Genomic DNA, 13,977 nt, shown 5'->3' with positions numbered 1-13,977 from the left:
ATATCCTCCGTTTTATACGTATTACCGTCAGTAGTATACCATAAAACGGTTTCGCCTCAATAGTTCAAAAGACAGGATCGGCTTCGTTTTTTACTGGCTGGTTCGACCAGATTTTAGCTGTTTTTTTCACGAGGCTCGGCTGGAAGAATGACGCGGAAAAGGGTTCCTTCGCCGCGCTTGCTCTCAACCTCTATCGAACCGCCGTGCAGCTCTGCGATTTTTTGGGCGATAGACAGGCCGAGCCCGCTTCCCCCTGCGTTTCTCGCCTTGTCCGCTTTATAAAACCGTTCAAATACACGCTCCGCCTGTTCAGGCTCCATTCCGATTCCGTCGTCGGCGATTTCGACAGCCGCCGCTCCCGGCAGATCTGCAATTTTAACGGAAATGCGGCCGCCTTCACCGGTAAATTTTACGGCATTGTGAATCAGATTCATCCATACTTGGCTGAGCAGCGCTTCATCTCCGTACACATACGACTCCTGTAAATCAATGAGAAACTCAATCTGTTTGGCGGACCATTCAGGCTCACAGGTCAATATGGTGCGCCGCAGCTGTTTGTCAATGCGGAACGGTTTTTTTTGTATCGGTTCGGTTTGGCGTTCAAGCGCAGTGAGCTTCAGCAGATTTTCACTGATTTTTGATAATCGTTCTGTTTCTGTTTCGATGATGTGTAAGTAGCGCCCCCGCTCCTCATATGATAAATCCGGTTTTTTCAGAAGATGCGCGTAGCCCTTTAATGAAGTGAGCGGGGTTTGGATTTCATGGGAAACGTTCGAAATAAATTCTTGTTTCAGTTTTTCCATTTCACTCAGTTCCGCGGCGAGTGTCGACAGTTCATCAGCCAATTTCGTCACGGGGTGGTTCCGCTCAATCTTCTCCATTTTCCGGGAAGCGGCCGCTGTGAAGTTGCCGCTCGACATTTGCTTGATCGTGGCGGTCAGCGAATCCCAGATCGCATGATGTCTTTCACGTGCTGACTTTGAAAAAATAAACATCGTTACAAACAGCAGGCCGAAAACAAGCCAAAGCGTCACAATCTGCTCGGCGTACGGCACAAGCAAAATCGGCCATATGAGACCGAATCCCTGAACGATCAGGTGAGCCGCCAGCCATAAGAATGCGGTGACGGTGAGAAGGATGATGATTTTCCCAGCCGTTCTGAAGATCCGTTTCATCCTGTCACCACAAACCGATACCCGAGCCCCCGCACCGTATGGATGGCAAACGGATAGTCTTTTTCCGGAAACCGTTCTCTCAGCCTTTTAATATGCACATCAACGGTCCGCTCGTCACCTTCATAATCAAAGCCCCAAATATCTTCTATTAATTGTTCTCTTGAAAACGTCTTATTCGGATAACCGGCGAGCTTAAATAAAAGCTCAAATTCACGCCGGGGCAATGTCAATCCCACTCCGCCGCCGCGCGTTACGGTGCGGGATTGCTTATCTAATGTGACCGTTCCGATGGTCAGCAGTTTTTCAGCGGTGATCCGGTACCGTTTCAGCAATGCTTTGACCCTTGCTTCCAGCTCAAGCGGCTCAAACGGTTTGACGAGATAATCATCCGCTCCGGAAGTAAAACCTTGCACTTTGTCCAGCGTTTCGCCTTTTGCCGTCAGCATCAAAATCGGAATGTCCGTAAAGCTGCGGACGGCTTCACTGACTTCAAACCCGTCCATTTTCGGCATCATCACATCCAGTATGATGAGATCTATAGGTGCGGATTCGATCAGCCGCACCGCCGCTTCCCCGTCTTCCGCTTCTGCGACGTCAAAACCGCTCTGCTCCATCATAAGGCGGACAAGCTCACGGATATGGCGGTCGTCATCCGCAACCAATATGACAGCCATGAAAATCCCTCCTTCTGCTTTTTTGCCTGTCTTCTTTTAATGAATCGACATGATGTCTATTAACCGTCTTATTTTTTCATTGTCTCCTGTATCAACAGACACTTTTTTTGTATGGCGGATCATCTCTTCCGTCACTTCTTTCATTACGCCTTGATCAGTATCTTCACGAGACTCCCAGCGCAAAGGAACATTGTATACCTGAATGGTGCCGTCGCCGTTGCTGCTGTAAGTGACTGACCCATCGATTAACCGGGAGCCTGCTAACTGCGTAACATCTTCCGGATAGCGGGCGCTCGTGTGATCGTCAGGGTTGACGAGTGCTCCGGCCGGAATGCGGCGAACGTTCAATTCATCTATCTGCTGATTTTCCCCAAGCTGCAGCCAGATGCGGGCATATTCAATTTGCAGAGGAGAATAATCTGCCGACATGTTATCCGGTTCGCTTTTGTCCGCAGAGACGTGATGTGAATCTTTGTTTACGGGTTCGTTTTTTTCTGCCGCTGATGCTGTTTCAGCCTTGTTGATGCTGCTTCCCCCGGCCGGACTTGAAGAATGGCCTGGCTCATCATCGTTACCGCCCGTACACCCGGCAGTCATGAATACGAGCAGTACGGCCGCGTGACAATAAAAAATCTTTGTGCGTTTTTTCATGATTTAACCTCCGCTTTCTATGAACAGAACTCCGTCTACAAAATAAAAAGCAGCTTTTTCAGCTGCTTTTTATTCATAAAGTCTTGCTTTACACAGCTTTGTTTTCTAAGTCGGCATTCAGCTTCAGCTGCTGTTCCGCAAAATCGCGGTACAGCGAATGGGATGCCATTAATTCATGGTGTGTGCCCCGTCCTGTGATTTCACCCTGTTCGACAAAGAGAAGCTGATCTGCATCCACAACCGTGGATAAACGGTGGGCGATCACAATCGTGGTGCGGCCTTCCATTAGAACTTCCAGCGCCTGCTGCACCCATTTTTCAGATTGGCTGTCCAGACTTGATGTCGCTTCATCAAGCATCAGAATGCTCGGGTTGCGAAGGAGCGCTCTGGCAATAGCGATGCGCTGGCGCTGTCCGCCTGACAGCATAATTCCCCGCTCACCGACCTCGGTTTCAAATTTCTTCGGTAAGTCTTCAATAAATTGCAGGGCGTAGGCCATGTCAGCCGCTTGCCTCAGTTCCTCATCAGTCACCTCGCGTTTTAATCCGTAGCAGATATTGTCGCGGATGGTGCCTGACATTAACGGGCTTTCTTGCGACACGTAGCCGATATGCTCCCGCCATGACTCAAGGGAATACGTATCAATCGGTTCATTTCCGAGCAGGATGCTGCCCGCAGTCGGATTGTAGAATCGTTCAAGCAGCTTAAATAACGTTGTTTTTCCGCCGCCGCTCGGTCCGACGATCGCGGTGACTTTGCCGGCCTCAATCGTAGCCGTAATGTCTTTTAAGATGGTTTGATCTGTTTTGTAGCCGAATGAGACTTGTTCAAGCTTAATCGGCTGATCCGCGTTTTCAATGGCTTTTCCGGTTTGGATATCTTCTTCTTTTTCTGCAAGAATATGAATCATCCGTTCCGTTGCGCCGACGGATTTTTGAAGCTGTGTGAAAAATGAAGTGATCTGGCCCATCGGCATAATGATCTGAAACAAATACAGGATAAAGGCAACGAGTGCGCCGGCTGTCAATTCACCGGATGACACCTGCATCCCGCCGTACCCGATGACAGCGACCAGCGCCGCCATTAATACAAGTGTAATAAGCGGGCCTACGAGCGACTGCACCTTCGCTTCACGCAGCCCGAGTTTAAAGAGCGCCATGATGCCTGCTTTTCCGCGTCCGTATTCCGCTTCTTCAGCGTTTGACGCTTTTACAAGCCTGATTTCCGGGAGGATGTGGTTTAATAATCCGGTGAATCTCGCCGTTTCATCCTGTGTTTCCCGAGAAATTTTAAACATTTTCCGGCCGATCGGCACTAAAATCACCGCAGCCAGCGGCACGACGATCAGCACGAGCAATGTCAGCTTCCAGTTCATGAAAAATAAGATCGTCAGTGACCCGATAACGGAAATGATTCCGGTAATAAATCCGCTGATATTGTTTGTGATCAGCTCTTTTACCACCATTGTGTCATTGGTGACACGGCTGATCGTTTCTCCTGTGGCGTTTTTGTCAAAATAAGAGACGGGCAGTTTAATTAATTTCTGCCACAACAAATCACGCAGTCCCGAGATGATTTTCTGGCCGCTGTAGTTCAGGGCGTAGGTGGCGTAGGCGCTTAATGCGGCCTGTACGATAAACACGGCTGCGATGATTCCGATTTGCACGCCTGACAGCGACGACATGGAAAAGCCGTCAACGAGCTGCTTTGTCAATAGTGGAATCAGCAGGCTGACGAGCGTTGTCACAATACTGAGAGACAGCGCGAAGGCCAGCATACCGTATGATGGTTTTGTTTTTTTGACTAATGAAAAAAATGAGCTGAATTTCCCTTTAGGTTTTGGTTGTTTATTCGGCATATGTTTTCCTCCTATATCACTGTTTATACTATAACGGATGTGCATGAACGGAATATGAACAAAACGTACATTTTTGATAAAAACCAAAATAAACTCTATTAGTCAATATTATCAAATTCATCTGCCTCCGGTTGCGGAAATAAGGAATATTTAATTGAATGTTTAAGTTTGACAGATTAAAAACCTCACGGATCTCTCCGTGAGGTTTGTTTTACTCAGATGCTGAATGGCGTTTTGCAAGGACGTCAAGCACGTCGTCCAAAGGAAGCGACTGCTCACGCAGAAGAACGAGCAAATGATACAGCAAATCCGCCGCTTCCCATTTTAATTCTTCATGGTCGCGATTTTTGGCGGCGATAATAACCTCTGCGGCTTCTTCGCCGACTTTTTTGAGGATTTTATCGACGCCTTCCCGAAACAGATACGTTGTGTAGGCTCCGTCAGGCATCTCCGCCTGCCGTTTGGCGATTACGCTTTCCAGTTCGTTTAAGATGCCGAAACGATCCTGCGCGTCCGCTTTTTCCGAGGAAAAGCAGCTGTAACTTCCTTTATGGCAGGCGGGTCCTGAGGGCTCCGCAAGCACGACGAGGGCATCTTGATCGCAGTCATAACGGATGGCTTTCACCTTTTGGGTATTCCCTGATGTCGCTCCTTTATGCCACAGCTCCTGCCGTGAACGGCTGTAAAACCAGGTTTCTTTCGTTTCTATCGTTTTTTCGTAGGATTCACGATTCATATAAGCCAGTGTCAGCACTTCTTTGCTTGCCGCATCCTGTACGATGGCGGGAATCAGTCCGGCCTCGTCAAACCGCAGTTCATCTGCCCGTTTCATCTCACATTCACCCCGTGTTTCTTCATATAATCTTTCACTTCTTTTATAGATGTCTCTTTATAATGGAAAATGGAAGCTGCAAGCGCGGCGTCCGCTTCACCGATCGTGAAGGCTTCAAGCATATGGCGCGCGCTGCCGGCTCCCCCTGACGCAATGACGGGCACCGGGACGGCACGTGTGACAAGCTGTGTGAGCGTATGATTAAAGCCTGTTTTCTCACCGTCTGCGTCCATGCTTGTCAGCAGGATTTCGCCCGCTCCCCGGCTGACGGCTTCTTTTGCCCAGGCCGTGACTTCCCAGTCGGTTTTCTGTCTGCCGCCGTGTGTGTACACTTTATAGCAATCCGAATCTTCATCATACTTTGCGTCAATCGCCGCTACGATGCATTGCGAGCCGAAAAAATCCGCTCCTTCCGTAATCAGCTCGGGGCGGAGAACGGCCGCTGTATTAACGGATACTTTATCAGCGCCGGCGCGAAGCATTCGTTTCATATCGCTTAATTGATTAATTCCGCCGCCGACCGTAAACGGAATCGCCAGTTTTGCCGCAACCTGTTCTACGACGTCTGTCATCGTCTTGCGGCCTTCGTGAGAGGCGGAAATGTCGAGAAAAACAAGTTCGTCAGCGCCCTCCCTGTCGTAAGCTTCGGCCAGCTCGACAGGATCGCCCGCATCTTTCAGCCCGAGAAATTGTATGCCTTTGACGACGCGTCCTTCTTTCACATCGAGACACGGAATGATTCGTTTCGTGATCATGCGTCCTTCACCCCGCTGAGCGCTTCAGCCAATGTAAATTGTTTTGTATACAGCGCTTTTCCGATAATCGCTCCCGATACGCCGGCGTCTTTGAAGCGGGCCAGTGCTTTGAGGTCGGCGACTGAGCTGACTCCGCCTGAAGCGATGACGGTTTTTCCTGTTGCTTTTGCGAGCTGAACGGTGCTTTCGATGTTCGGTCCTGACAGCATGCCGTCAGTTGCAATATCCGTGAAAATGAAGGTTTCCGCTCCTTCCTTCGCCAATTCATGGCCTAGATCGGCCGCTCTTACCGAGGATGTTTCCAGCCAGCCTTCCGTCGAGACATATCCGTTCCTTGCATCAAGGCCAATCGCGATTTTGCCGCCGTATTGTTTCAGCATGCTCTTCACAAATGCCGGATCGGATACGGCCGAGCTGCCGAGAATGACGCGATCAACGCCTTGTGATAAATAACCGTACACATCCGCTTCAGAACGGATCCCGCCGCCGATCTCGACTTTGACATCAAGCTGCCGCGCAATGTCAAGAACATGCCTGTCGTTTACTTTCCTGCCTGCTTTCGCGCCGTCAAGATCCACGAGATGAATCCATTCGGCACCTTCTTGTGCAAATTGCGCCGCCATATCTAAAGGAGAGTCACCGTATATCGTTTCCTTGCCGTAATCGCCTTGGATGAGGCGGACGCATTTGCCGTTTCTCATATCGATTGCCGGATATAATGTAAAAGCGTTCATTTCTTCACCTCCTGTTCCGCTGCCATTTTTGTAAATTGCGTTAAGATCGCCATTCCGGCCGTACCGCTTTTTTCCGGGTGAAACTGGGCACCGAAGACATTGCGTTTACCGACGATGGCCGGAACACGAACGCCGTACTCAGCGCTTGCCAGAAGATCGCCGTCTTCCATCCCGTCTATATAATAGGAATGGACAAAGTAAACGAAGCCTTCTTCCGCTTCCGAAAGCAAAGGAGACGTTTGGTGAAACGTCAGCCGGTTCCAGCCCATATGCGGCACCTTCAGCTTTTTTCCTTCGGCATCTCTGTCTTTGAGTCTCACAGCTTTTCCGGCTAATAAACCAAGTCCTTTTGCAGAGCCGTTTTCGGTGCTTTCTTCGAAAATGAGCTGCATGCCGAGGCAGATGCCGAGGAGCAGCTTCCCCTCGTCAACCATACGGTGTATGAATTGATCAAGCTTCGTGCTGCGTAAATTGTCCATGGCGTCACTGAATGATCCGACACCGGGAAGAATAAAAGCATCCGCTTTTTCAAGCTCTTCCGGCCGGTCTGATACGACATACGGGACGCCGACGCGTTCCAGCGCCTTCGACACGCTGAATAAATTGCCCATACCGTAATCAATTACACCGATCATTTACAGCATTCCTTTCGTAGACGGCACACCCTTGACGCGCGGATCAATGGATGACGCTTCATCAAGCGCTCTGCCAAGCGCCTTAAACACGGCTTCTATCATATGATGGGTATTCGTGCCGTAATGAACGATGACGTGCAGATTCATTCTCGCTTCCAGCGCCAGTTTCCATAGGAATTCATGTACCAGCTCGGTATCAAACGTTCCGACTTTCGCTTGTGGAAATGCAGCGCGCATCTCAAGGTGCGGCCGGTTGCTCAGGTCTACGGCGACTTGGGCGAGCGCTTCGTCCATCGGCACAAGCGCTGATCCGTACCGTTTGATCCCTTTTTTATCACCGAGCGCCTCCAAAAAAGCCTGCCCTAAACAGATGCCGATATCTTCAGTCGTATGGTGATCATCTATCTCCGTATCGCCTTTTGCGTCAACAGTTAAATCGAATTGCCCATGCTTTGTGAACAAATCAAGCATATGAGTCATAAACGGCACATCCGTGCTGATGTCGGCTTTTCCTTCTCCGTCTATTTCGAAAGCCAGCTTAATATCGGTCTCATTTGTTGTTCTGGCGCGTTCCGCTTTTCTCATCGGTCATTCCTCCGTTTCTCGCTTCAATCGATCTTGCGTGCGCTTCAAGCCCTTCCAGTCTCGCGAAGGCGGAAATGCTGTCTGCGTGCGTTTCAAATGCCTTCCGGCTGTAAGAGATGATGCTCGATTTCTTTTGAAAATCTGTTACATTCAACGGGCTTGAAAACCGCGCCGTTCCGTTTGTCGGCAAAACGTGATTCGGTCCGGCAAAATAATCGCCGACCGGTTCAGCGCTGTATCGTCCTAAGAAAATCGCTCCCGCGTGTCTGATGCTTCCAAGCAAAGCCTCCGGCGAATGCGTCATGATTTCTAAATGCTCGGGCGCCAGCGCATTCACCGTGTCCACCGCATCTTCCATCGATTCCGTAATATAAATGCGGCCGTGATCCTTGATCGACGCTTCGGCGATTTCTTTACGCGGCAGTGTCTGAAGCTGTTTATTCACCTCATCTGATACGGCTTCGGCAAGCTTCCGTGAGTCGGTGACAAGCACGCTTGAGCTGAGCGTATCGTGTTCGGCCTGTGAAAGCAGGTCAGCAGCGACTTCTTTGGGCACCGCCGTATCGTCTGCCAGGACCACGATTTCACTGGGCCCGGCAATCATGTCAATATCCACAACGCCGAAGACTTCGCGCTTCGCGAGCGCTACAAATATATTGCCGGGGCCCGTGATTTTATCAACAGGCTGTATCGTTTCGGTTCCGTGAGCGAGCGCGGCAATCGCCTGCGCGCCTCCCGCTTTGTAAATTTCCTTTATGCCGAGCTCAGACGCCGCCGCCAGAACGCCCGGCGAAAGGCGGCCGTCTTTCCCCGGAGGACTGACGAGAACGATCCGTTCCACTCCCGCAGCGAGAGCGGGGATGACATTCATTAAAACGGAAGACGGATAAGCGGCCGTCCCGCCCGGCACGTATACGCCCGCGGAATCGAGCGCCGTTATTTTCTGCCCGAGCATCGTGCCGTCTTTGCGATGGTAAAACCAAGAAGATTGCAGCTGGCGTTCGTGATATTCTTTAATATTGGCAATCGCCTGTCTGATCACTTCCAGCAGCTGATCATCAAGCAGACGGTACGCCTCGGTGACTTCCTCAGCACTCACGGCCATTTGGTTCAGGCTGATGCCGTCAAATGTTTTTGTATAGGCCAAAACGGCTTTGTCACCGTTTTGTCTGACGTCTTCAATAATCCCCCTGACGGTTTTCCGCTGCTCTTCGGTTCCGCTGTCGATGGAACGCTTCAGTGAAAACCGCTCGCTTCTTTTTACTGCGGTTATTTTCATTGTGCCGTTTCTCCTTCCACAACCCTGGCCAGCCTGGCCGCCATTTCGTCGATTACATCATCCTTCATGCGGTAGCTGACCGGATTGACGATAAAACGCGATGTGATGTCACAAATATGTTCTGATTCAACGAGACCGTTTTCCTTTAATGTCCGCCCGGTTGATACGATATCTACGATTCTGTCAGCAAGCCCGATTAAAGGCGCCAATTCAATGGAACCGTTCAGCTTAATGATTTCCACCTGTTCGCCCTGCTCTCTGAAATAACTCGACGCAACATTCGGATATTTCGTCGCAATCCTCGGGGCGACTCCGTTCCAATCCGCTCCGGGAAGCCCCGCAACGGCGAGATGGCATTTGCTGATTTTCAGATCGAGCACCTCATACACGTCACGCTCTTCCTCAAGCATGACATCCTTTCCGGCAATACCGGCATCAGCGACGCCATGCTCGACATAGGTCGTCACATCCATCGGCTTTGCCAGAATAAAGCGGAGATTTTCTTCAGGAACGTCAATGATCAGCTTTCTCGATTCTTCAAACTCCTCGGGCAGCCTGTATCCGGCCTGCCGCAGCAACCCGGCCGCTTCTTCGAATATCCGTCCTTTTGGCATTGCCATTGTGAGTACCTTACCCATTCTGCTCTTCCTTTCTGGCACCGATAAAGTATGTGACGTTTGCGAATGATTTTGTCATATGATCGATATTTTCAATGCCCGCCAGATCCTGCAGGACGACTTTTCTGCCTCTCGCCCTTTCTTCCTCCGCGAATAAAATGGCCTGCGCCCGCTGCTCCTTGCTGAAAATCACGGCGTCCGCTTCACTAGTTTCTTCCTGGATGCCGAGCGCTTCAATCAGCCTGTCGATACGGAGCCCGAAACCCGTGGCGGGAGCGGGACTGCCGAAATGGCCGAGAAGATTGTTATAGCGTCCGCCGCTTCCGATGACGAAACCAACATTTGCCGCATATACTTCGAATAAAATTCCCGTGTAATAACTCATATGGCTGACCATATTCAGATCAAGGCGAATATGCTCGGCACACCCGTAATCCTCAAGAATGTCCCACAGGTCTTCCAGCTCCTGAATCAAGCTTTGTCCGGAGATGCCGATGATCTCCTCCGCCTTGGCGCAGATTTCTTTCCCGCCTCGCAATTCCAGAAGTGCGAGCAGCCGGCTTTTGTCTATTGAAGAAAGCGGAAGAGATTTGACATGTTCCCTGTATCCCACGTAATTCTTTTCAAAGAGAAAGCGCCGCAGAACATCCGCCCGCTCGGCATTGCCCAAAACCTCGACAAACAGCTCATCAGCGAGTCCGGCATGGCCGATCGCGATTTTAAACCGGTGCAATCCCGCGTTTTTCAAAGCGCCTGCCGCCAGCGCAATCACCTCGGCGTCCGCGCTTGTTGATCCGTCGCCGATCAGCTCCGCGCCGACCTGTTCGAATTCGGCCGGACGTCCGCCTTCCCGCTCCTGAGCGCGATAGACGCTTGCCGCGTACCCCGCTCTGAGCGGATGATTGTGTTTGTGCAGCTTAGACGCCGCCACCCTGGCAATCGGTCCGGTCATGTCAGGCCGAAGCACAAGCGTTTTTCCGTCCTGATCGAGAAGCTTAAACAGCTGCTGTTCTTCAATAGCTGACTGGACGCCTACTGTTTCATAAAATTCAAGGGTCGGCGTCTCCATAAACTGATAACCCCATTTATCAATTAAATCCGTCAGTGTGGAACGGACTTTTTTCTTGGCTTCGTATAAACCGGGCAGCGTATCTCTCATGCCATGCGGTTTCTCAAACATAAACATTTGCCTTTTGCACCTCCGCTTTATCTGAAGGAAAATTCCGAATCCTTTAGTTCGCTAATATAATAATATGTTAGCAGATAAAAGAATGAATTGCAACGCCCAATGTCCGCCTATTCTTTTCCATAAACATGGCTAAAGAATGAACAAACCTGTAAACATACCGGAACGATCGAATCATATTGAGCAGAAGTGCTATAATACATAGAATAGCTTCATCAGAAACAAGGGAGAGTAATAATGAAGACGCTTGGAACATTATGTGTGCTGATTCTGACAGCCATCCTTGTCTATCTCGGGTATAACATCTATACAAACGATATTCATTTGAATTTTTTTAATCAGCAGTCCGACGAGCCTGATGAGAAAACACCGTTAAAAGGGAGCGCGTCACCGCTGAATGTCGTTCTGTACAGACAGATGGATTCTCCCAGACTGTACAATGGCTGTGAGGTGACAAGCCTTGCCATGATTTTGAACAATGCCGGATATCATGTGTCAAAAAATACATTGGCGGATAAAATCAATAAAGTTCCGCTCACATACAGCAGCGGGCTGAAGGGAGATCCGAGTGAAGGATTTGCCGGAGACATGGAAAACGGCCCGGGTTTAGGCGTTTATCATGAGCCGATTGATAAACTTGCCAAAGAATATGCGGGAAACAAAGTATATGACCTGACGGGAAAAGACATTTCTTCAGTGTACCGCCAGCTTGAAAAGGGACGGCCGGTCTGGGTGATTACCACCACATCCTTTAAGCCGGTTGATCATATGCAGACTTGGAATACGCCGAACGGAAAGATCGACATTACGTTCAGCATGCATAGCGTAGCCGTCACCGGTTATGATCACGATTATGTATACGTTAATGATCCTTACGGCTATAAAAACAGAAAAACAGACCGGTCTGACTTTGAAAAAGCCTGGAAGCAGATGGGCAGCCAGGCCATTGTGATCAAGTCATAAAAAAACCCCGCTGACGTTAATCAGCGGGGTTTTCCATTCGTTTTTTCATTTCTTCGTCCGTATAGATCACCTGCATCGGATTTCCTCCGACAAACGCCCCGGCCGGGACATCTTTGTGCACCAGGGTGCCGGCTGATACAACGGCTCCGCTCCCGATGGTGACGCCGGGCAGAATGGTTGTGTTTGCACCGATCATCACCTTGTCACCGATTGTGACAAAACCGGTCCGGTACTCATGTATTAAGTATTCATGAGCCAAAATCGTCGTATTGTAGCCGATGATGCTGTTTTTTCCGACAGTGATTTTTTCGGGAAACATGATATCCGGCATCACCATCAGCGCGAATGACGTCTGTTTTCCGACATTCATTTTCAAAAAGGTTCGGTACAGCCAGTTTTTCACGCTTAAAAACGGCGTATACCTTGCGATCTGAATGATGATGAAATTTTTCATCACCTTCAGAAAGGGAACCGTCTGATAAACATGCCACAATGAATTTGCACCTGCAACCGGATGGCGGTCTGTTTTTCTCACGGATTACTTCACTCCGGTGATGTGCAATAAATCACTCATTTTCTCGAGCATATAATCGGGTTCATAGGCGGAAAGCGTCTGTGCGCCTTTAATCGTCCACGCGACGCCGGCTGTTTTCGTGCCGGCGTTTTTTCCCGCCATGACATCGTGATAATTGTCACCGACCATTAGGGCTTCCGACGGATCGCACCCCAGCCGGCTGAGAGCAAGCCGCACAGGCTCGGGGTCAGGCTTCGGATGCTTAACATCATCAAGCGTGACGACAGTATCGAAAAACGCCCCGATGCCTGTCAGCTTCAATCCCATATTCACTGTATCCCTCAGCTTTGTGGTGACAATCCCGAGCTGATAGCCCGCTTTTTTCAATTCATCAAGCGTTTCATAAACCGTTTCGTACTCCGTGACGAGCTCATCGTGCTTTTCATGGTTGAATGCTCTGTACATGCTGATCATCTCATCGCACTTTTCAGCATTAATGCCTGAAAACGTTTCATACAGAGGCGGGCCGATAAACGGAAGTACATCTTCCCTTTTGAACTGCCCCGGGCAATAATGATCAAGCGTATGAAGGTAAGAAGCGATAATCAGTTCATTCGTGTCAATCAGCGTGCCGTCGAGATCGAATAAAATGGCGGTTACACGTTTATCAGTCATCTTATGTCCTTTCCGATTTCAGGCGTCAGTCCGTGTCGGCATACCGCTTATCGGCATACCCCTTCATGCGTCTGAAAATCATTAAAATAATCGCAAGTACAATCAGCACAATGGAAATGACCTGCGCGATCCGAAGCTGGCTCGTAAGCATCAGGCTGTCCGTCCGCATTCCCTCAATAAAGTATCTGCCGATCGAATACCAGATCACATACGTCAAAAACAGATCGCCCCTGCGCAGGTTCACGCGGCGGAGCAGAAGCAGAATCACGACGCCCGCAAAACTCCACAGCGATTCATACAAAAACGTCGGGTGGTAATATTGTCCGTCTATGTACATCTGATTAATGATGAAATCCGGAAGATGCAGACTTTCCAAAAATGACCGGCTGACCGCTTCACCGTGAGCCTCCTGGTTGATAAAGTTCCCCCAGCGCCCGATGGCCTGGCCGAGCAGAATACTCGGCGCGGCAATATCCGCCAGCTTCCAGAATGAGATGCCTCTTACTTTTGAAAAGACAATTCCCGTTGCGATCGCGCCGATTAATCCGCCGTGAATCGCAATGCCGCCTTTCCAAGTTTTAATGATTACCCCGGGGTGTTCCGAGTAATAGCTCCACTCGAAAAGCACATAATATGCCCTTGCGCAAATGATTGCGATCGGGATGGCGAAAAGAACAAGATCAATAAAAATGTCCTTATTCAGCCCCCGCTTTTCACTCTCCCTCATGGCCATCCAAAGCCCTAATAACGCGCCCGCGCCGATAATGATTCCGTACCAGTGCACGGATAAAGGCCCGAGCTGAAAGGCAATCGGATTGATTGGTGTTCCTGCTTCATTCATATC

At 49.8% G+C, this 13,977-nt stretch carries 16 protein-coding genes; 1 reads left to right on the top strand and 15 read right to left on the bottom strand.

The annotated features are described in order from the left end of the window. Positions 1-113 precede the first annotated feature (113 nt). The 12 genes from CXL14_RS06580 to CXL14_RS06525 form a co-directional block, all read right to left on the bottom strand. On the bottom strand, positions 114-1,175 hold the full coding sequence (locus CXL14_RS06580) for a sensor histidine kinase (protein ID WP_014418966.1): 1,062 nt from the start codon (positions 1,173-1,175) through the stop codon (positions 114-116). Further along, complete coding sequence (locus CXL14_RS06575; RefSeq protein ID WP_014418967.1) at positions 1,172-1,849, bottom strand: response regulator transcription factor; 678 nt, start codon at positions 1,847-1,849, stop codon at positions 1,172-1,174. Before CXL14_RS06575 ends, CXL14_RS06580 begins: the two co-directional genes overlap by 4 nt. A 36-nt stretch (positions 1,850-1,885) precedes the next feature. Next, positions 1,886-2,500 carry a hypothetical protein gene (locus tag CXL14_RS06570; RefSeq protein ID WP_014418968.1) on the bottom strand — a complete coding sequence of 205 codons (615 nt, stop codon included), beginning with the start codon at positions 2,498-2,500 and terminating at the stop codon, positions 1,886-1,888. An 88-nt stretch (positions 2,501-2,588) separates the two neighbouring features. Then, positions 2,589-4,358: an ABC transporter ATP-binding protein gene (locus tag CXL14_RS06565; protein WP_014418969.1), complete on the bottom strand. Its 1,770-nt coding sequence runs from the start codon at positions 4,356-4,358 to the stop codon at positions 2,589-2,591. Between the two features lie 211 nt (positions 4,359-4,569). Next, positions 4,570-5,190 carry a bifunctional phosphoribosyl-AMP cyclohydrolase/phosphoribosyl-ATP diphosphatase HisIE gene (gene hisIE / locus CXL14_RS06560; RefSeq protein ID WP_014418970.1) on the bottom strand — a complete coding sequence of 207 codons (621 nt, stop codon included), beginning with the start codon at positions 5,188-5,190 and terminating at the stop codon, positions 4,570-4,572. Further along, positions 5,187-5,945: an imidazole glycerol phosphate synthase subunit HisF gene (gene hisF, locus CXL14_RS06555; RefSeq protein WP_014418971.1), complete on the bottom strand. Its 759-nt coding sequence runs from the start codon at positions 5,943-5,945 to the stop codon at positions 5,187-5,189. The genes hisIE and hisF overlap by 4 nt, the downstream gene beginning before the upstream one ends. Continuing rightward, positions 5,942-6,679, bottom strand: a complete 738-nt coding sequence (gene hisA / locus CXL14_RS06550) for a 1-(5-phosphoribosyl)-5-[(5-phosphoribosylamino)methylideneamino]imidazole-4-carboxamide isomerase (RefSeq protein WP_014418972.1) — start codon at positions 6,677-6,679, stop codon at positions 5,942-5,944. The genes hisF and hisA overlap by 4 nt, the downstream gene beginning before the upstream one ends. Further along, a complete protein-coding gene (gene hisH, locus CXL14_RS06545) occupies positions 6,676-7,314 on the bottom strand; it encodes an imidazole glycerol phosphate synthase subunit HisH (RefSeq protein WP_014418973.1) in 639 nt (212 codons plus the stop codon). Before hisH ends, hisA begins: the two co-directional genes overlap by 4 nt. Further along, entirely contained in the window at positions 7,315-7,899 is a 585-nt protein-coding gene (hisB, locus tag CXL14_RS06540) for an imidazoleglycerol-phosphate dehydratase HisB (RefSeq protein ID WP_014418974.1), read from the bottom strand. Then, positions 7,865-9,178, bottom strand: a complete 1,314-nt coding sequence (hisD, locus tag CXL14_RS06535; protein WP_014418975.1) for a histidinol dehydrogenase — start codon at positions 9,176-9,178, stop codon at positions 7,865-7,867. Before hisD ends, hisB begins: the two co-directional genes overlap by 35 nt. Then, the gene (hisG, locus tag CXL14_RS06530; RefSeq protein WP_012118547.1) at positions 9,175-9,816 is read right to left on the bottom strand and encodes an ATP phosphoribosyltransferase; all 642 of its coding nucleotides are present in this window, start codon (positions 9,814-9,816) and stop codon (positions 9,175-9,177) included. Before hisG ends, hisD begins: the two co-directional genes overlap by 4 nt. Further along, positions 9,809-10,981, bottom strand: coding sequence for an ATP phosphoribosyltransferase regulatory subunit (locus CXL14_RS06525; RefSeq protein WP_007407436.1), 1,173 nt, complete (start codon positions 10,979-10,981; stop codon positions 9,809-9,811). Before CXL14_RS06525 ends, hisG begins: the two co-directional genes overlap by 8 nt. Before the next feature lie 237 nt (positions 10,982-11,218). On the opposite strand from CXL14_RS06525, the gene CXL14_RS06520 reads away from it, so the two are divergent. Then, a complete protein-coding gene (locus CXL14_RS06520) occupies positions 11,219-11,944 on the top strand; it encodes a C39 family peptidase (protein WP_014418976.1) in 726 nt (241 codons plus the stop codon). A 16-nt stretch (positions 11,945-11,960) separates the two neighbouring features. On the opposite strand, the gene CXL14_RS06515 is transcribed toward CXL14_RS06520, so the two are convergent. Genes CXL14_RS06515 through lgt form a run of 3 tightly spaced genes read right to left on the bottom strand, consistent with a single transcriptional unit; the run spans position 11,961 to position 13,974 of the window. After that, positions 11,961-12,479 carry an acyltransferase gene (locus CXL14_RS06515; RefSeq protein WP_014418977.1) on the bottom strand — a complete coding sequence of 173 codons (519 nt, stop codon included), beginning with the start codon at positions 12,477-12,479 and terminating at the stop codon, positions 11,961-11,963. 3 nt (positions 12,480-12,482) lie between these two features. Next, the gene (ppaX, locus tag CXL14_RS06510) at positions 12,483-13,133 is read right to left on the bottom strand and encodes a pyrophosphatase PpaX (protein ID WP_014418978.1); all 651 of its coding nucleotides are present in this window, start codon (positions 13,131-13,133) and stop codon (positions 12,483-12,485) included. Between the two features lie 25 nt (positions 13,134-13,158). After that, the gene (lgt, locus tag CXL14_RS06505; RefSeq protein ID WP_014418979.1) at positions 13,159-13,974 is read right to left on the bottom strand and encodes a prolipoprotein diacylglyceryl transferase; all 816 of its coding nucleotides are present in this window, start codon (positions 13,972-13,974) and stop codon (positions 13,159-13,161) included. Positions 13,975-13,977: the final 3 nt, after the last annotated feature.

The organism is Bacillus sp. SJ-10 (assembly GCF_002843505.1).
GTDB classification, from domain to species: Bacteria; Bacillota; Bacilli; order Bacillales; family Bacillaceae; genus Bacillus; species Bacillus velezensis.
The sequence above is the reverse complement of the archived record's forward strand: the minus strand, read 5'-3'. Positions and strand labels throughout refer to the sequence as shown.